Source organism: Coleofasciculus sp. B1-GNL1-01, assembly GCF_040220235.1.
Lineage (GTDB): Bacteria > Cyanobacteriota > Cyanobacteriia > Cyanobacteriales > Coleofasciculaceae > Coleofasciculus.
This window is the reverse complement of sequence record NZ_JAVJTO010000071.1, coordinates 66,437-84,842: the sequence shown is the minus strand read 5'-3', so window position 1 is coordinate 84,842 and position 18,406 is coordinate 66,437. Positions and strand designations below refer to the sequence as shown.

Below are 18,406 nucleotides of genomic sequence, written 5' to 3'. Positions count from 1 at the left end.
TCAAGGGTGGATACCCCATTGTTGTAGGGCTTGTCTTATGGTGTTAGCAGAGTAGGCGAAGTTACCGTTTTCATTGTTAGTCCCTTCTATAACTATACCAACAATTTCATTGTTTTGATTTAAAACTGCCCCACCAGAATTACCGGGACTCAGTTGAGGTTCGGAAAGCTGTAGACAAGAATACTGTGAGCAAGCAAATTGACCTGAAATATTGTTGATAAAGCGGTGAGGCTGAATTGACCATGCTTGTCGTGTTTCTGATGGATGTCCAATAACTTTTAGGGTGTCATTTCTACGAGGTTGAGTGTTGGCAATGGGTAGAGGTTGAATGTCTGGGGGAACACCGCCACTAACAGTTAAGACAACCAGGTCTAAGTTTCCTGCCCAACTTTGGGGAAGTAACTCGGCTATTTTTTGGATGGGTTGTTGTCCGGGTGGGCTGTAAAATTCTACTGCTATCCTATCACTGACTTGGCATCCTTGACTGTTGGCATTAATACAGTTAGTACCACCAATGACATGACGAGCTGTTAAAATGTAGAGCGTTCCGCCTTGGCGGTTAATGACTATCCCTGCACCAACGCCGTCATTATTAGGGATTTTGACAACAGAGCGAAGGGTAGAATTATCAGCGTTTTCAAGAGGTGGTTGTACCCAATTTTCTGATTGAGGTGCTAGGCGAGTGTTGAGTAGGTCATTGAAATTTTGAGCAAATATCTTAAGTTCGTCTTCAGATAATTCTTGTCCTTGCAAAAGGGTGTTTATTGCAGCGTTTAAATCCCCAGTTTGAGCGGCAATTGCGCCTTGTGTTATTAGTGCTGTAGGATTCTCTGGGTCTGTATTTAGTGCCAGATTAAGGACACGCTGGGCTTGATTGGTCAAACCTTGTACTGCATACCAGGGTGCTTGGCTACTAAAAAATTTTGCTATTTCAGAAGAATTTTCTATATTGACTGATTGACCATCACTGCTCGTAAATTCATTCAATAGTTCAACTTGAAAGTCTATACTAGCATCCACGAAATTTTCATTTAAATTAGATTCTTTGTAGTCAATACCACCAAAGTGTTCAATCAAACTGTCAATATTAAATACAGTGTTACCTCCTACTAAAAAATCTTCTGGCATACATTGAAATGTTTTGAAAAGATCATTGAAGGTTACAGACTCAGAATTATATATATTGGTTTGCCAATTTTGTAAACATTCTGCTAATTCTGGATGATTTTGGATGGCACTATTATTGAACGTAAAAGTATTGTTTGCATATTGATGTGCTTTGTCAATATCTTCTTGACTAGCTAGTAATATAAACTGCATTATTTGAGCGCCCTGAGTCTGGGGATATCTATTAATACCTCTTGACAATATAGTTTTCCATTCTGCTTTAATATCAATTCCTGCTTCATCTTCAAACTGTCCAAAACCAGTTGCTAAAGACAAATACATCATTGATTTCCCAGAATCACGCCTCGTTGCTTGATCTATAATAGATAATACTTTTTCCTTTTTTCCTTGTACATATAAAAAAGCACCAGCCATTCCTGTCCAATCAATCACTGGATTGTTAGATATAATTGTTGGTGTTAATGCCAAAGGATTATCTTCAGTTTCTTCTAAATTAAATGTGTTAACCGATTTTTCATAATTTATTAACGCCTCATCCATATTTCCAATGAAGGCAAAAGCTAAACTTAAACCAGCATAAGCATTTGAATCGTTCGGATCAGTACGAATGGCTTCCTGATAAGTTGCTATAGATTCATTAATTTGACCTAACACAAGCTGAGAATTAGCTTTCTGTAAATAATTGCTAGAATTTTGCTCTAAATATTCTCTGAATGTTTCCTGTTGTAAAAAGTAGATAAATGCAGTGTAAAAATTTCTCTCTTTTTTGGGGTTAAGTCTTGCTGCTATTTTATAATCCTCATAAGCTTCAGCGATCTTCCGACTTCGCCTACGCGCTTCAGCACGGTTATAGTAGACATCAGCACAGATAGGAGCAGCACTAGGTCTCGCCGAAGCACAATCAGAATTACTGTTAATCCCACTACTGTAAGCTTCTATTGCCTCCTCTAACTGACCTTTCTTAGCCAAAAATAGCCCTAACCGATTCCATGCCTCAGTATAGTTAGGATTAACTTCAGTGGCTTTCCGATAAGCATCAAGTGCCTTTGCTTCCCGATCTTCCGAATCCAGCGCCACTGCAAGAGACAGCCAAGCATATCCCCATTGTGGACTCAACTCAACAGCACGTTGATAAGCAGCGATCGCTTCACTTTCTTGATCCTTGTCGTAAAATAGAATATGACCAATACTCAGATAGGCAGAAGCATTATTAGAGTCAGCCTGTATCGCTCGTTGGTAGTCTGCTAATGCCTGATCAAGCTTTTCCTTCTTTCTCAGTGCATCTCCTCGTCCCCTGTAAGCTGCCGCATTTTCTGGGTTCAACTGAATCGCTTTCGTATAAGCAGTAATTGCCTGCTCAAAACGCTGCTGACAATACAACGAATTGCCTAGTCCGAGGTAAGCAAGGGCAGAATTCTGATTAACTTCAAGAACTTGTTGATACAGTTGCTCTGCATACTGACAATCCCCGTTCTGATAAACGCTAGCTGCACGTTCTAAACGTTCATTTTCATTGAACGGTTGACCTAAAACTATCTGAGGTGTTGCCAAGATAGGGAGCAATAGCAAGGCAACAATGTATCGGTATAAGGACATGGGAGCGTTCTGAGTAGCTGGGTGCTGATGAGGAAAATACAGACTATTTACCCAAGCTAACACAAGGATTTGATTACTGTCTGGTGATCAAGTTTGGCGAGTTAAGTGATATCTCGCACACTTTGCAAGACTCCCTACATGACACTGGAGAGGGTAACGGAACTTGTGAAGGAATAGTTAGTTCGCTGTATCCCCAGAATGTACAAGCAGCAAGGTTTATCAGTAATCTGGAACAACTGTGCGATCGCGCTTGTCCTGGAAATTATATGTGGCACTAACCATTAAGCTTACTTTTCAGCGATCGCCCGTACAGTCTCCACGGGTAACGATAACGCTTCAGCAATTTGTTCTACAGTTAAACCCATTGCCAATAACTTGGGAATCGCATTTCGTTGCGCCAACTCCGCTTGTTCTCGTGCCTGTTGTTCTTGTATTTTTTCCTGTTCAGCTTGTTCTCTTGCTCGTTTTTCTAACTTCCGCTGTTCAATAATTTCCACAAACGAAGCAAATCGCTCCCCATCAGGATGGTATAACTGTAAATTTCCTTGTTCCAATTCAAATCGAATGCCCAAACGGGGGCTAATCCAACCCGACATTCTCGGAATTGGCTGTAATATTCCGTCATCTCGTTGCCATCCTTTGAGGATTCCAGGCTGAGGATCAAACAGGTAATATTCCTCGACACCATAACGTTCATAAAAATAACGCTTGGTTTCCTCTAATTCTGTCTTCGTATTACTGTGAGAAGCAATCTCGAAAACGACTTGCGGCGGAATATTGTCTTCTTCCCACTGTTTATAGGAACGTCGATCACCCTTGGGACGTCCGATGACAACCATGACATCAGGTGCTTGTCTAATCCACGGTTCACCTTCCACTGGATACCAAAATAAATCTCCAGCAACAAAGACATTAGGATTCTCAAGAAATAGGGCATCAATTCCACCTTGAATGGTGACAATCAAGCGGAATTGGATTGTATTGTCTGCCAAAGGTTGACCGTCACTTTCGGGGTAGATGATTTTCGCGGAAGTAGAAAGGGACATACTATCACAGGAGGAAGCATTTTTTGTCACTTTAGCATATCCCTAAACTATCGTGGAGCAATGTGCTGTATGCCTGGAATGCCCAAGCCACAAGGTTTATCAGCACTCAAGAACAATTGTGCGATCGCGCCAAGTCTCAAGAATTTTTTGGTAGCTGCTACTACAGTTTTTCGGTTTCGTCAACTTAAGCCCTGAAGATAGGAACTATGCCGTTAATATTTCTAAATATTTTTAGCTTGGCAGTGTAGAAAATTAGCGGATAGAATAACTGGAATATCCATCTTTCAAGGTTAAATCAATGAAACTGCCCTTCGCGATCGCACTGCTGGCGTTGATTGGTGTGATGGTTTTTTTGATCTGGCGCGATTCCCAGAATAATGAAGGGATAGACCCCTATTTACTTAAAGCCGTAAAAGGGAATAAGGGTTTAGCCAAACGACTGCTGGCTCAGGCGCAAATGAAATATCCCGGCAAATCTGATCGGTGGTACGCGGAGAAAATTATTTATGATTTAGAGCGTGATGGTGCGGGTAGTGGGCGTCGTTCCAGCTATGGGGTTAATCGCCGAGAATTGCGGGAGAACATTTTCCTGGCTGGCTCGATGATATGGCTGGTTAACTCAGTTACCTCCTTGGTTGGTCGTTTGTTGAGATAAGGAGTCGTACCCAACAAATCTTGTCGTTTGTCAGTTGTCATTGGTAACGTTAGCTATTTCCGGTGTTCCACCCCTGAAATGATCAGCAACAGCTAGATTTGGGAGTCAGGAATTTGATAATCGTGAAGAAGTCGGGGATCTGGTAGTAGTGTGAAAGCAGCTATTACCCAATTTCTGACCACATTATGAGTAATCGCGAGAAACTACGCCAACTCCTACTCCAACTTGACGACAAGAGCTACAAAGCCTATAAGGATATCAAGGGACGTTATCACTTTTCGGATTTTACCTTAATTGTCGATCGCGTCCAAGGTGATCCCTTTGCCAGTCCCAGTCATGTTCGGGTGCAACTGTCCCAAGCGGTGGCGGATTTTCCCAAAACCCTTTACCAAAGTCGTAGTCGAGAAATCGCCTTACGGGATTACCTGACACGCCAGTTTGATTTAGTGGCGCGAGAGTTTAGTTCCCATCGAGGAACCGGAAATAGTGGGCGGATTGCGATTATGCCCGTGGGACAATCAGTAATCGAACGCACGGCGGCTTTTGTCAATGATGAACTCGTCGAAGTGCGCTTTGTCGTCGGTTTACCTGCACGGGGACGACGTATCTCTGGGCGTCAGGCGGCGGAAATGTTGTGTGAGGATATTCCAGAGATTGTTGATCAAGCGCTGAAGTACGACTCTCTAGATGCGGTAGAGATTAAACAGCACGTTGAAACCATCGAAGATGCAGACTGGTTGCGTCAACAGTTAGCCGAACGGGATTTAGTTGCCTTTATTGCCGATGATGCCATTCTACCCCGACGCAGTGGCGTGGATGATCGCCCGTTAGAGGACAATGCCTTACCCTTCCAATCCCCAGAAACCTTGCGGGAAACCTTTAATTGTCCCAATCGGGGAGAGGTAACAGGGATGGGGATTCCAGCGGGAATTACCTTGATTGTCGGCGGTGGCTATCATGGCAAGTCTACCGTCTTGCGATCGCTCGAGGTGGGGGTCTATAATCACATTCCGGAAGATGGACGGGAATTGGTGGTAACTCACGCCTCAGCCGTGAAGATTCGGGCAGAAGATGGGCGTAGTATTGCCAGTGTGGATATTTCGCCGTTTATTAACCAATTACCCCAAGGTCGGTCTACTCGTCAATTTTCCACCGCCAATGCGAGTGGAAGTACCTCCCAGGCGGCGAATATTATTGAAGCGTTAGAAGCTAATACCCAGTTATTACTCGTGGATGAGGATACGGCGGCGACAAACTTTATGATTCGGGATCATCGGATGCAACAGTTGATTGCCAAAGACAAGGAACCGATTACGCCGTTTATCGATAAGATACGCCAACTCTACACCGATTATGGAGTATCCACGATTGTAGTCATGGGGGGTAGCGGTGATTACTTTGATGTCGCCGATACCGTCATCGCCATGGATAACTTCCAACCCTACGATGTTACCGAAAAAGCCCGTGCGATCGCGAAACAGTATCAAACAGAACGGATTCCTGAAGGCGGAAAAGAGTTTGGCGAGATTGCACCGCGTATTCCCTTACCCGAAAGCATTGACCCCAGTCGCGGTTCACGAGACGTTAAGCTGAAGGTGCGCGATGTGGATGAAGTTGTCTTTGGCAAAGAGGAAATTGATTTAGCCGCCGTTGAACAAATTGTAGAGAAAGGGCAATTACGGGCAATTGCTGAAGCGATTGTTTATGCCAAACGGCACTATATTAATGGGCGAACTACAGTTGCCGAAGTGCTAAATCGGATGATGGCAGATCTTGAATCTCAGGGATTAGATTTGCTGGGAAATTTGCCAGAAGGAGACTTAGTATTATTCCGGCGATTTGAGTTAGCCGCCGCCTTAAATCGATTGCGGACATTACAGGTACGGGAGCATCATTAACATCCTCTGCTACCGTCGCCAAAAGCTGATTTGTCGGTCATAGATTTGTAGGGGCGACCCACTCAACTCAATTAAGAGAACAGACCCCTAACTATTGTCGGGTCGCCCTCCTAAAATTGGCTGACTGAGAATGATGCAAGATGTGGGGTATAATCATCCCAGTCGTCAACTTGCTCACGATTCTGCCCCACCATGGCTAATTTAAAAATTGTTAACAATTTTGATGGCAGCTTTACCCTGGAGCCAGATGCCCAGACCCATTTATTTAGCTTGTTGAACGGTGAAGCCTTCCGCCAGCAAGTCGCGGGACAACTGCACTGTCAAGATTTGGAATTCACTGAGTTATTGTTTCAACCTGTCCCCTACAGCGAAGGGACTCCCAAAGGGATGCCACGGGAGTTTGAACAGTATCACGAATCGGACGATTATGCAATTATAAATGTCCCGCCCAACTTCATGTTCAAAGCCAAAATCTTTAACCCCAGCCGTCTTTGCGCGATTTATCGAAAAATAGCCTAACCTATTGCTGATGAGTTCTGAAACGCCAACTCCCGCTCTCTCTGACTTAGACTATATCCCTTATTTGGATGAAGGGGGTAATCTCCCAGAATCCTTATCCGGTAAAATCGGTGTCTATGCCATTTTTGACCAGGATAAAACCCTGCAACTGGTCAACTATTCTCGTGATATTTATGTCAGTTTAAAACAACACCTAGTCCGTCAGCCTCAATCCTGCTATTGGTTGAAAGCGGAAACCATTGAGCGCCCCAATCGCACTCGCTTGGAAACAATCCGTAAGGCTTGGATTGAAGAAAATGGAGACATTCCGCCAGGGAACGGTCAAGATGAAGCGATTTGGAATCAGCCGATTGATGCGAAAAAGGCGATGACCGATGAGGATAAAGCCACCTATAACAAGAGTGAAGAATTAGGAAAAATTAAGCTGTTAAAGAAAATAGCACGGCGCGTTGAAGCGGAAATAGTCGAACAGTTAAATGCCCGTGGTTTGCAAGCTGAGATTCGTTTTAATCCTAAGTTAAAAGAGCAGGGATTATTGGATTTAAAATAATGACTCGCCCAGAAACCGGGTTTCTTTGTTAGACATTTCCTATCAATTTTGGGTATGGCTTCAGAAACCCGGTTTCTCAAGTTATTGTATAGACCATGCCTTATCGAAAAACCCCATTCAAGTCGGGATGTTATTATCATCTTTACAATCGGGGAAATAATCGCCACAATATTTTCTTTGAACGCGAAAATTACCTCTATTTTTTGCGCCAAATCCGTCGATTCCTAATTTCCCAGACTCTAGATGTCATCGCTTATTGCCTGATGCCCAACCATTACCACCTGGTTGTGTACCTAAAATCTAGTAACCTCTCTGACGCCATGCAAGCCTTTTCACTCTCCTACACAAAAGCTATCAATAAGCGCTATCACAGAACAGGATCTCTCTTTCAAGGGCGCTTCCAATCCGTTGTCGTCGATCAAGAAAACTATCTTTTGCAACTGGTTTACTATGTGCATCAGAATCCGGTCAAGGCTGGCTTCGTTAACCATCCAAGAGATTGGGAATTCTCCAGTTATCAAGACTACGCGAAATTACGACAGGGTACATTGCCAAAAATAAATGCCCTCAAACAGCTATTTGACTCCAATGACGAATATCAAGCCCAAGAACCTACGATGGCGATGATACAGCATTTAATTTTTGAATAGAAACAAGACATCGGTCAAGAAACCGGGTTTCTTTGAGTGAAAGGTTGATATGACGTTGCATCCTCACGAGAAACCCGGTTTCTAGGAATACTTCAAAAACCCGGTTTTTCGGAGTTGCTTAAGATATCATAATTCATATTCATCATTCATAAACAGCTTGCCTAAATCGCTCATGACGCCAACGCTGCTTAATAATCGCTATCGTATCCTCCAGACGCTGGGGGCAGGTGGGTTTGGGAATACCTTTCTCGCTGAAGATACTTATATGCCTTCGGGACGTAAGTGTGTGATTAAGCAGCTTAAACCCATGACTCATGATCCCCAAACCTATCAGCAAGTAAAAGAGCGATTTCAGCGGGAAGCGGCGGTTTTAGAAGAGTTAGGTGAGAATAACTCTCAAATTCCCCGATTATTTGCTTATTTTTCCGAATCTGGACAATTTTACTTGGTTCAGGAATGGATTGAAGGGGATACCCTGACTCAAATTGTAGACCGGGAAGGTCGGCTGAATGATGGTCAAGTTAAGGCAATTTTGTTGAGTCTGTTGCCTGTACTGGATTACGTCCACAGTTGTCACATTGTTCACCGGGATCTTAAACCGGATAATGTGATTGTCAGGCGGCGAGACGGATTACCTGTGCTGATTGACTTTGGTGCTGTTAAAGAAGCGATTAAAACCGTTGTCCATTCCCAAGCCAACACCACCCCATCGATAGTCATTGGCACACCAGGGTTTATGGCAGCCGAACAAGCCGCAGGGCGTCCTCGCTATGCTAGTGATCTGTATAGTTTGGGCTTAATTGCGGTATTTTTGCTCACGGGTAAATTACCGCAAACTCTCGAAACCGATACCCGCACGGGCGAAATTTTATGGCGTCGGGATGCGCCGGATTGTCACTCCCATTTAGCTACGGTGATTGATCAGGCAATTCGCTTTCATCCGCGCGATCGCTTTGCGGATGCTAAGGAGATGCTGGACGCCTTAAACGCCCATCCAACAACGATCGCGACACCCACATTATCCCTTTCTAGTTCTAGCGAACCTGTCCCTTCTACCCGTAAGCCAGCCGTTCCGCCAACCGTTCCTATCCGCAGAAAATCCCTACAAGCAGAGGAGGAACAACCCTCTCGGCGCTTCGGCGGCTTAATTGCTGGCGGCTTACTCCTGAGTGCTGTGGCGATTGGCTGGGGTTTAAACCGGGTATTAGAACCCTCCAATCGCATACCGTCACCCTCAGAGTCAGTATCCGCCTCCTCTGAAAACACCCCTCTGCCCTCACCTACACCGCCCCCAACTCCTTCACCTCCGCCAACTCCTCCGCCTAAACTGGTGAACCCGGAATCTCCAACATCGCTATACCCAACTGATCCCACATTCCGTATCCAAGAATCCCCAGAACTCCTGCCGTCTCCTGATCCCCCCACACCGTTTGCCTCTGAACCGTCAGTGTTATCTTCCCCCTCTCCTCCCCCGTCTCCTCTCGCTTCCCCAACTCCCCCGCCTTCACCCTCACCTGCACCCGAAAACCAGACTCCCAAACCGCCTCTATCCAATAAAATCCCTGGATTTACACCAGGAACCTCTCGAAAAGTTGTCGAGGCTGCCTTAGGCACGCCAACCCAGCTATCCAAAGGATTGTGGCATAATACCCAGGCGTTACTCTATGAAGACTTTATTCGCGATCGCGTCAGTCTCGGTTATCTGTTTGATCGCGATACTAAGCGTTTGCGCCAAACTGAGGTGGCATTTGCCCAATCAGTAGGATTAGAAGCGATGGCAGATACTTTAGATAAAATGCTGAGTCGCAATCTCTCACCAGAGATTCGCCAGGGATTAACTCAGGTTTATCAGCGTCAATCCAATCGTTATCGTTTCACCAGTAATAATGGTTCTCCCTTAAAAGGGGTGATTGAACGCAATGAACGCGATCGCATTTATATTGGCGTGTGGGAAGCTGATTTGCATTAAGTGTCATTTGTCATTTGTCATTTGTCATTCGTTCAATATTAGTAATGGGCGGGTTTAGTCACATCAGGGCGGGAAAAAAATGATAATAGTGAAACCCGCCCCTACTTCCCTTAACAATTCAAAATTCAAAATTCAACACTCAATCAGCCAGTATTTTGCTCCAACTTTGGGGACCAATAATACCATCAGCCGTGATCCCTTGTTGTTGTTGGAATCGTTTAACGGCGGCGGCTGTGGCTGAACCATATATTCCATCTGGTGTCGCCCCGACACGACGTTGTACATATTTGACCACAGATCCTGTGGCATGGTTTTCTCGCAACACTGGCATGGCTAAAATTTGAGTAATGATCTGCCAGGTTTTAGCATCAGCAGTACCTGTGGGTGTAACACCAACGATCGCCTGAAAGGTTTTGAGTGCTGCTGTAGTATCCGCTTCGTTGGAACCATCTTCTTTTAATGGTATACCTTTGGGACTTCTGATTTTGAGTCGATTTAAGGCTTTTTGAAGGTCAACAATTGGATTTTGGGAAAGGGGAATCGTCGGTGATGCGGTTTGTCCAGTTAATCCTTTGACAATTGCATTTGCCACGGCTTCGGCATCGTAGCGATCCATGTCCTCTTGATTATCGCAGAAACAGCACTCCACTAAAATCGCGGGCATCGCTGTATTTCGGAGGACGTACAAATGGGAACCATCTTTAATCCCGCGATCAAAGTACCCTAGCTCTACAATATTATTTAATACAGGTTTAGCCATATCCTTCCCCGCATTGCTGATGGCAAAGACTTCTGTACCTTTAGCTTTGCCGTTAAAGGCATTAAAATGGATGGATATAAATTGATCGACACGATTGTTATTCGCTGTATTGCACCGTTGCTGTAGGGAATTGCTGACACTCCAAGCGCGACTCGGGGTACAATCTACGACTTGATGACCCAGGGATTTGAGTTTCGAGATCACTCTCGTCCCCACCGCCTTAGTCATATCATCTTCTTTTCTGATATTGCTAGCACCAGTATCTGGAGGGCAGTTATGTCCGATATCAATTCCGTATTTCATTGTTGACTCCCAATTGGTGATGAGATGTTAATTCACTAAACTATGATGATGACCGATGACTGAACCGATGGACTAGGGGTTGACATCCCTACCACCCTTTTGTTCCGTTTATGAAATCGGTCATAGCGGTTCAGAACATCTGTTTGCATCTCCCCAATTCCAATAATCCGATCCGGAGAAAATCCTGAAAACGTACTAATCTATAGAAATTTAGGGAATTCTAGAATAGCAAGACTATGGATGAGTTTATGGTAGCCGCGATCGCTCAAGCCAAGCAGGGACTCCGGGAAGGGGGAATTCCCATTGGTTCGGTGTTGGTCAAAGAGGGTCAGATTATTGGTCAGGGGTATAATAAGCGCGTTCAAGATAATGATCCTGTCACCCACGCCGAGATTGATTGCCTGCGTCATGCGGGCAGAATCGGCAACTACAATGACACAATCCTTTACTCTACATTAATGCCCTGTTACCTCTGCGCTGGGGCTGTGGTGCAATTTGGGATTAAAAAGGTGATTGCTGGCGAGTCTCAAACCTTTGCTGGTGCTAGGGAATTTATGGAATCCCATGGCGTCGAGGTTGTGGATTTGAATCTAGAGGAGTGCCAGCAGATGATGAGCGACTTTATTCAACAGCATCCCAAACTCTGGAATGAAGATATTGGCGTTTAAGGGGAGCAGGGGGAGCAGGGGGAGCAGGGGAAGCAGGGGGAGCAGGGGAAGTTAACTCAAAGTTCTACCTTACCTGTTCACACCGAGCGTGTTACCGAGCGTGTTACTGAGCGAAGCCGAAGTAAGTCGAGTTAAGTCGAGGTGTTCACTGTTCACTGTTCACTGTTCACTGTTCACTGTTCTCTGACAAATGACCCATGACCAATGACCCATGACAAGTTAATAAAAGTTCATCAGAACTTCACTGAGTTTTTTTTGGACTTTATCTGGACTTGATAGACAATTGGCTAATCTAGTAAACAAGCTAAGGCAAGTCGATTCACACCCAAGCAATCTCTCCTGCCAACTGGCTTAATCAGCATCGGCAATTTGCAATTTGGTGAAATTTGAGAAAGACGCCTTGTTTCGCACAACTGATACTGGAAATTGTCACTAGGACTTATCAATCATGACTGGCTCTCCTTTAAAGAAATTTCTCTTTACGCCGATAATTCTTTCAACCGCCGTCTTCTCAGCTTTGACTTTACCTCTAGCGTTCTTCGGAGATCAAGAGGTCACAATCCAACTGCAAGAAGAGCCTGTACATCATGGAAAACTCCGAGATGTTGCGATGCCTTACTTAGGATTGGCAAGTGTTTTAGGTGTAGGGACGGGAATCGCGACAATTGCTGTAACTGGGTGGCGACAATCGTCTAAGAAATCTGCCCAAGCCGAAGAACAGCTTTCGGATTTAGAGCGAAATCTTCAAGAAAAGGAACAACTTTTAGAAGAACTGAAACTTTCTAAATCTCGACTCGCAGCGGCTGGACTCAATAATTTTTTAGAGAAAGAAGGCGAACAAGAATCAGGTCTGCTTTCTGAGAACGAAGATCAACCCCTGGTTGAAGAAACCGTTAAACCAGAACCGGAAATCGTTCCACCTTCTGAAAATGAAGCTCAACCTCTAGTCGAAGAAACTGTTAAACCGCAACCTGCACTAACACCTACTGTGGTGAAATCTGAGGAACAGCCGATGAGTGTTCCGTTCACCATCACCACACAACCCTTTCATACCCAACTCGCTACTGCTCATCCAGTTAGCAGCCAAACAGCGTCAGCGAAATTTGCCTCGGCTCAAAACTTCCTGGGTTATCAACCCAAAACATCAGTTCCTTCTTCTGCATCAACTGTTACCCCACCTAGCACCTCTGACGTTGAGCAACTTCAGGTGCAACTGCAAACCATCATGTCTCAGATGATTGTCATGCAAGCCGAACTACAGGCGGCTCAAAAAGCGGCTCAGTCTCAGGGACATGCAACCCAACCGCGCCATTCAACCTCACTCAAGGTGATTCAGTCTTGGTCTCAACACCCTCAGGCAGTAATTTAATAGTCCATACCCCCCCTTTTTTTAGCTATACGTCAGACTTTGGGATTGAAAATTAGTAGGGTGGGTTGAGCGAAGTCGAAACCCACCAGCATACCAGTCAGCGCCATTTACCCTAAATATTTTAGCGGCTAACCTTGGGAGAGCGATCGCACTCCTCCACGCTATCCCCTCAATCCCCTAAAATAACCAATTTTGTCTTGATGCGCGATGTCAATTTCCCCCATCAACCGACTTTGTCGGAGTAAAATTTTTATTCCTTCCTAATGCTGTCCGTCAGGATCTGCGGAATGTAGGGTTAACGGTTGAGATGAGGCAACAGGCAACACAGCACTCATGTAGGTTGGGTAGAGCGATAGCGAAACCCAACAAACAAACCTGAGATGAGAGTTGGGTTTCGTTCCTCAACCCAACCTACTGGCGTGGCACACCTTAATGGGTTGATTGGAATTGTAGGGGCGCACCGACGTGCGCCCGGTTTAACCCTTCGACTTCGCTCAGGGTTAACCGTCAAATTTATCCCACAATTTTAGCTATGTCAGTAGAGATGTTGCATGCAACGTCCCTACATAAATGATGTGTCCTAACCACTATGGCGGTTGCTATAGCAACTTTCATCAACCCGAGTTGGATGATTGAGAATCTTTTGAGGAAGCACTTTGCTGAATGGCATTGAGGAGAGCTTGTTTGTTCAGTTCATAGTTAGCAGTTTTGACGTTGCCTTCTTTGCTCCCCGGTGCTTTTTTCTCTAAATTATCGGGTAGAAGTTTCAATTGCGCCTCTTCAAGTTCAGGGTGTTGTTCGCACCATTCTGAAATCGCGGCTGATAGCGCTTCAATATCATCGGGTACAGGAGCCAATAACTGCTCTAAATTAGCCAAGTAGTCTCCGGAAAATAGAGAAGCTTGTTCGGTTAATAATTCGATAAAAGCATCGATATTTTGCTCAGGGGACGACAAATATTCTCGCCGAACTTTATTGGCTGTTTTTTTGACGGTCTCTAGAGGTAAATCTAGCGCGTAAGCAATTTGCTCTAAACCCAAGCCCATTGACATCATTCTGGGGATGGTGTCTAACTTCACTTCTAGTTGAGTCTCCTGATAAAATCGGGTTTGTTTAATCTCGCTTAATCCCAACATGGCAGCTATCTCCTCGCGGCTTTTTTTCGGTAGTTTGTAGACAATAATGGTTTCAATCAGATTAATGAGTTCACGTTGAAGCGTTTCATCGGTTAGCTGTTGCTGTGCTTGTTCGATTAACTGTCTTGCCAATTGTCCGGCTGTCTCTTCCGGCTCAATTACAAGCTTAACAACTTCTACCCCTAATGAGCGTTCTGTGGCTTCCTCTAACTCATCCAGGTAAATCCGTCTCACCCAGTTCAGGGCTAAGAGTTCATTAAACTGCGAAGCTGACTCTCGTTCAATGCTTCGGTTGGGATAGATGACGACAACTTGCCAGGGATGGGAAGGCTGGTATTGCCTTAAAAAGATGAAGAGTTCGGCAAATATGCGGTAGTATAAAGAATTATCTGGCTGAAACTGAACTTCAACGAGGTAGAAAGGTTTGTCAGGTTCGCTGGTTTTGGGTAAAAATAAACCGTCTAGGCGAAAGGCTAACTGTTTGACTTCGCGGGAGGTAAATTCATAGCTAGCGGCTTCTTCTGGAGGACGGTTAATCAGCTCAAATAAGATACTGGGGAATGTCCGAAATAGGTTATAAAAGATACTATCAGTTTTCACTAACGCTGGAATAAAATTATTTTTGCTGATTTATTATACCAAACAGTGCTTTAAGGTTTTGCCGTACCTGATATAGCCTGTCCTCTTTCCGAAGTGAAGGATTTCGCAGATGCTTCGTTTCGTTCCTCCGCTTCGCTCCGGACTCCACGAACCATGACAGATTCTACCTTAGACTGCAACTTAGTATGAGCTTGGCTGACGATTGGACATAACCAAACCCAAACCCTTGATTATTCCGACTCCCCAATTAACGTAAAAGCAGCCCAATGAAGCGGATCGGGATATCTTTGCTGAGTTGTCAACGTCGCTAACCTTAAAGCTTGTGCTTTGTCAATATTTTGTTGCAGATTTTTATAAAATTCAGTCATTAAGAACGCCGTTGAATCATTCGGGCTGTGGGCATTTTCTGCACAATTGCCGATTTGGTGGCTTGTTTGCTTAGAAAGGCAAAAGGGAATTATGACTGTTGAGTCGGACATGATATAACGTGATAAATGCTACAGTTAAGCCAGCAAGTTTTGACTGTGATGCCAGAACATTTCAGTTTTTCGAGAAAGACTGGACAGTAAGCATAAGCACAATGGGGAAGCGGGTAAAGAAACCATGTCTACCGGATCTTACGAGAAAAGTAATTGGGCTTGGCAGTTTCAGCAGTGGCAAAAACAAGTGGGAGAATGGTGGGAACTCCAATTATCCCGATTTTCTCCGGATTTTCCAGGGGGTTCCGGTTGGTCTTTACCCGCTTGGTTAAGTTCGCCAGTTCTGTTCTTTATTGCTAGGGTAATCTTTTGGGTACTGATTGCTTTGCTGGTATGCTGGATTGCTCTACAACTCATGCGACGGTTTTCTCCTTATATTTATTCGTGGAGAAACCAATTGCATCAGCAATCTGAGAAACTCACAACCACCCCAGATAAAACCTTATCCGTTGCTGATTGGTTGGCGCGATCGCAAAACTGCCAAACTCAAGGTGACTACCGTGAGGCTTGCCTGTGCCTGTATCGAGCTATGTTGCAACAGTTACATGATAGTGGACATGTTCCCCAACAACCCAGTCGCACGGATGGCGAATATCTGCATTTAGTCCAACAGTTCCCTCAGTCTAGCGCCTATCAACGCTTGCTGATCACCCATCAACAGCTTTGTTTCAGTCAGACTCCAGCCTCGCGATCGCTGTTTGAGGAGTGTCAGCAAGCCTATCAACAAATTAATCAAGGGTGATGAGAGTATCTAAACGACGGTTAGGGGTATTGAGTGCGATCGCGATCGCGGTTCTGGTTCTGATTACTCTAGTCGCCGCACCAGCAAACAATAAACTCAATAGTGGTTCAACCTATAGCCGCGCCCCTGATGGCTACGGCGCTTGGTATACATTTATGGTAGAACGGGGAACTCCCCTCCAGCGCTGGCAAAAACCTTTGAGTGAATTGGGCGATCGCCAAGATGTCACCTTGTTGCGCGTTCACAGCCGTTTAGTTCCGCATCAATTAGGGAGTACCGAGGACAACTGGGTTAAACAAGGGAATACTTTAGTTCTCGTTGGTGTCCAACAACCTGTAACTGAAGCGGCATTTAGTACCCGACAAGATAGTCCAGTTGGCAACGTTAAGATTGACACCAGGCGGCGACATAAGTCCAGCAACGATGCCATTCTTCGTGATAACTTTGGCGCGATTATATGGCAACAGAAACGCGGAAAAGGACAGGTGATTTTCGTCACCACTCCCCATTTCGCTGCCAATGCGTATCAGGATTTTTCAGCCAATTATGAACTATTGGCTAAACTGGTAACCCAGGAAAACCTAGGCGATAAAATTAGAAATGAAACGATTAACTCATCTGCCAACGCCGATCAACTATGGGTTGATGAATACATCCATGGTTACAAAGATAAAGAAGCAATCGAACGCGAAGTTGGCGAAAATGTCATCAGTTATTTAATCAAAACCCCCCTATTTCCCCTGCTAATCCAAGGCATTGTTATCCTACTTGTGGCGATTTTGGCGGCTAATCGTCGTTTTGGACAACCTGTCACTCTATCCGCCCCAGTGGTGGATAATAGTGAAGCGTACATTCGGGCGCTAGCGGCTGTCTTACTCAAAGCTGGGAGTCATGACTTTATCGTGGATAGGGTGGGCAAAGCAGAACAGCGACAACTCCAGAAAGACTTAGGATTAGGAGAGACTCCCCTCAACCATCAATCCCTAGTAGCGGCTTGGGCGCGACAGACAGGGCGTCCCGCCAAAGACTTAGAACAACTGCTGCAAGTCTCCTCTAACAAACGCCGTTTGAGTGAATCTGACTTGCTAAACTGGTTGAGAAAATGGTCGGAACTATAAAAAAGTTCTGACCCTTCACAACCTTCGAGGGCATGGCGCATAAATGTGTAGGGGCGGGTTTGACAACTATCCTTTCTTCCCTCACCCAGATACGACTAAACCCGCCCCGACGTAGAGACGTAGCATGCTACGTCTCTACATTCCCGTATTCCCTGTTCCCTGTTCCCTGTTCCCTATTCCCTGTTCCCTATTCCCTGAAACATGACGAATGACAATACCATCTTTAATCGCATTAGTCAAACCCTGGGCAAAGTTGTTTTGGGTCAATCGACTGTCGTACAACAATTACTTGTCGCCCTACTGAGTGGGGGTCATGTGATTATCGAAGGTGTACCGGGAACTGGAAAAACTTTACTGGTGAAAGTGCTAGCAAAATTAATGCAAGCCGATTTTCGGCGAATTCAGCTTACCCCTGATATTTTGCCCTCGGATATTCTGGGAACCAATATTTTTGACCTGAATAGCCGCAGTTTTACCCTCAAACAAGGACCCGTTTTTACCGAGATTTTGCTGGCGGATGAAATTAACCGCACACCGCCTAAAACCCAAGCCGCGCTATTAGAAGCGATGGAAGAACAGCAGGTGACATTAGATGGGGAAAGTTTGCCGTTACCGGACTTATTTTGGGTGATTGCGACTCAAAATCCCCTCGAATTTGAGGGAACGTATCCGTTACCCGAAGCCCAGTTAGACCGCTTTTTATTTAAACTGGTGGTGGATTACCCAGATACCGCCGCCGAAAAGCAAATGTTGCTGAATGTGCAGAAGGGATTTCGGGCTAAACGTTTTGATTTGGAACGTCTCAAACCTGTGGCAACCGTAGGACATATTATCAATGGGCGGAAAGCGGTGCAAGGGGTTGAGGTGGATGAGAAAATATTGGATTATTTATTAGCATTGGTGGCAGGTTCACGTAACCATGCAGATTTAGCATTAGGGGCGTCTCCCAGGGCGACGGCGACGTGGTTACAAACGAGTAAGGCGTATGCTTGGTTGGAGGGGCGGAATTATGTGACACCGGATGATGTGAAAGCGGTGGCGCCGCCGTTGTTGCGTCATCGTTTGATTTTGAAACCAGAGGCGCAGTTGGATGGGTTGATGGTTGATGGGGTGATTGCGTCGTTATTGAAGCAGGTTCCGGTTCCGCGTTGATGGATATGGCGATGAATAATTCAAAATTCAAACCCTAGTCAGGGCGGGTTTAGTTGCATCTGGGTGAG

The 18,406-nt window shown here is 45.1% G+C and carries 18 protein-coding genes; 13 read left to right on the top strand and 5 right to left on the bottom strand.

Annotated features, from left to right (window positions below; all coding sequences use genetic code 11):
* Entirely contained in the window at nt 1-2,679 is a 2,679-nt protein-coding gene (locus RID53_RS17900) for a tetratricopeptide repeat protein (RefSeq protein WP_446389385.1), read from the bottom strand.
* Between the two features lie 128 nt (nt 2,680-2,807).
* Here RID53_RS17900 and RID53_RS17895 point away from each other — a divergent pair, with 128 nt between their 5' ends.
* Nucleotides 2,808-3,002 carry a hypothetical protein gene (locus tag RID53_RS17895; RefSeq protein ID WP_446389384.1) on the top strand — a complete coding sequence of 65 codons (195 nt, stop codon included), beginning with the start codon at nt 2,808-2,810 and terminating at the stop codon, nt 3,000-3,002.
* Between the two features lie 9 nt (nt 3,003-3,011).
* On the opposite strand, the gene RID53_RS17890 is transcribed toward RID53_RS17895, so the two are convergent.
* Entirely contained in the window at nt 3,012-3,770 is a 759-nt protein-coding gene (locus tag RID53_RS17890) for a Uma2 family endonuclease (RefSeq protein ID WP_446389437.1), read from the bottom strand.
* A gap of 62 nt (nt 3,771-3,832) precedes the next feature.
* Between RID53_RS17890 and RID53_RS17885 the strand changes: the two genes are divergently transcribed.
* From RID53_RS17885 to RID53_RS17855, 7 genes are all read left to right on the top strand, one after another.
* On the top strand, nt 3,833-3,958 hold the full coding sequence (locus tag RID53_RS17885; RefSeq protein WP_446389383.1) for a hypothetical protein: 126 nt from the start codon (nt 3,833-3,835) through the stop codon (nt 3,956-3,958).
* A gap of 110 nt (nt 3,959-4,068) precedes the next feature.
* On the top strand, nt 4,069-4,425 hold the full coding sequence (locus RID53_RS17880; protein ID WP_446389382.1) for a hypothetical protein: 357 nt from the start codon (nt 4,069-4,071) through the stop codon (nt 4,423-4,425).
* Between the two features lie 185 nt (nt 4,426-4,610).
* Nucleotides 4,611-6,323 (top strand): ABC-ATPase domain-containing protein, encoded by a 1,713-nt coding sequence (locus RID53_RS17875; protein ID WP_446389381.1) that lies wholly within the window; start codon nt 4,611-4,613, stop codon nt 6,321-6,323.
* Between the two features lie 192 nt (nt 6,324-6,515).
* Complete coding sequence (locus RID53_RS17870) at nt 6,516-6,842, top strand: hypothetical protein (protein ID WP_446389380.1); 327 nt, start codon at nt 6,516-6,518, stop codon at nt 6,840-6,842.
* A 10-nt stretch (nt 6,843-6,852) separates the two neighbouring features.
* Nucleotides 6,853-7,392 carry a GIY-YIG nuclease family protein gene (locus tag RID53_RS17865; RefSeq protein WP_446389379.1) on the top strand — a complete coding sequence of 180 codons (540 nt, stop codon included), beginning with the start codon at nt 6,853-6,855 and terminating at the stop codon, nt 7,390-7,392.
* A 95-nt stretch (nt 7,393-7,487) separates the two neighbouring features.
* Nucleotides 7,488-8,042, top strand: a complete 555-nt coding sequence (locus RID53_RS17860; protein ID WP_446389378.1) for an REP-associated tyrosine transposase — start codon at nt 7,488-7,490, stop codon at nt 8,040-8,042.
* Between the two features lie 157 nt (nt 8,043-8,199).
* Entirely contained in the window at nt 8,200-10,011 is a 1,812-nt protein-coding gene (locus RID53_RS17855; protein WP_446389377.1) for a protein kinase domain-containing protein, read from the top strand.
* Nucleotides 10,012-10,150: 139 nt separating this feature from the next.
* Here RID53_RS17855 and RID53_RS17850 read toward each other — a convergent pair whose 3' ends face one another.
* Nucleotides 10,151-11,074: an N-acetylmuramoyl-L-alanine amidase gene (locus tag RID53_RS17850; RefSeq protein ID WP_446389376.1), complete on the bottom strand. Its 924-nt coding sequence runs from the start codon at nt 11,072-11,074 to the stop codon at nt 10,151-10,153.
* A gap of 236 nt (nt 11,075-11,310) precedes the next feature.
* Here RID53_RS17850 and RID53_RS17845 point away from each other — a divergent pair, with 236 nt between their 5' ends.
* Together RID53_RS17845 and RID53_RS17840 are read left to right on the top strand one after the other, a co-directional pair.
* On the top strand, nt 11,311-11,742 hold the full coding sequence (locus tag RID53_RS17845) for a nucleoside deaminase (RefSeq protein WP_446389375.1): 432 nt from the start codon (nt 11,311-11,313) through the stop codon (nt 11,740-11,742).
* A gap of 448 nt (nt 11,743-12,190) precedes the next feature.
* Nucleotides 12,191-13,111, top strand: coding sequence for a hypothetical protein (locus RID53_RS17840; RefSeq protein ID WP_446389374.1), 921 nt, complete (start codon nt 12,191-12,193; stop codon nt 13,109-13,111).
* Between the two features lie 614 nt (nt 13,112-13,725).
* Here the strand turns inward: RID53_RS17840 and RID53_RS17835 are convergent.
* Nucleotides 13,726-14,847, bottom strand: coding sequence for an Rpn family recombination-promoting nuclease/putative transposase (locus RID53_RS17835; RefSeq protein ID WP_446389373.1), 1,122 nt, complete (start codon nt 14,845-14,847; stop codon nt 13,726-13,728).
* A gap of 230 nt (nt 14,848-15,077) precedes the next feature.
* A complete protein-coding gene (locus tag RID53_RS17830) occupies nt 15,078-15,326 on the bottom strand; it encodes a CHAT domain-containing protein (protein WP_083798951.1) in 249 nt (82 codons plus the stop codon).
* A 124-nt stretch (nt 15,327-15,450) separates the two neighbouring features.
* Between RID53_RS17830 and RID53_RS17825 the strand changes: the two genes are divergently transcribed.
* The 3 genes from RID53_RS17825 (at nt 15,451) to RID53_RS17815 (ending at nt 18,338) form a co-directional block, all read left to right on the top strand.
* Nucleotides 15,451-16,068: a DUF4129 domain-containing protein gene (locus tag RID53_RS17825; protein ID WP_446389372.1), complete on the top strand. Its 618-nt coding sequence runs from the start codon at nt 15,451-15,453 to the stop codon at nt 16,066-16,068.
* Entirely contained in the window at nt 16,068-17,186 is a 1,119-nt protein-coding gene (locus RID53_RS17820) for a DUF4350 domain-containing protein (protein WP_446389371.1), read from the top strand. The genes RID53_RS17825 and RID53_RS17820 overlap by 1 nt, the downstream gene beginning before the upstream one ends.
* Before the next feature lie 201 nt (nt 17,187-17,387).
* Nucleotides 17,388-18,338 carry an AAA family ATPase gene (locus RID53_RS17815; RefSeq protein WP_446389370.1) on the top strand — a complete coding sequence of 317 codons (951 nt, stop codon included), beginning with the start codon at nt 17,388-17,390 and terminating at the stop codon, nt 18,336-18,338.
* Nucleotides 18,339-18,406: the final 68 nt, after the last annotated feature.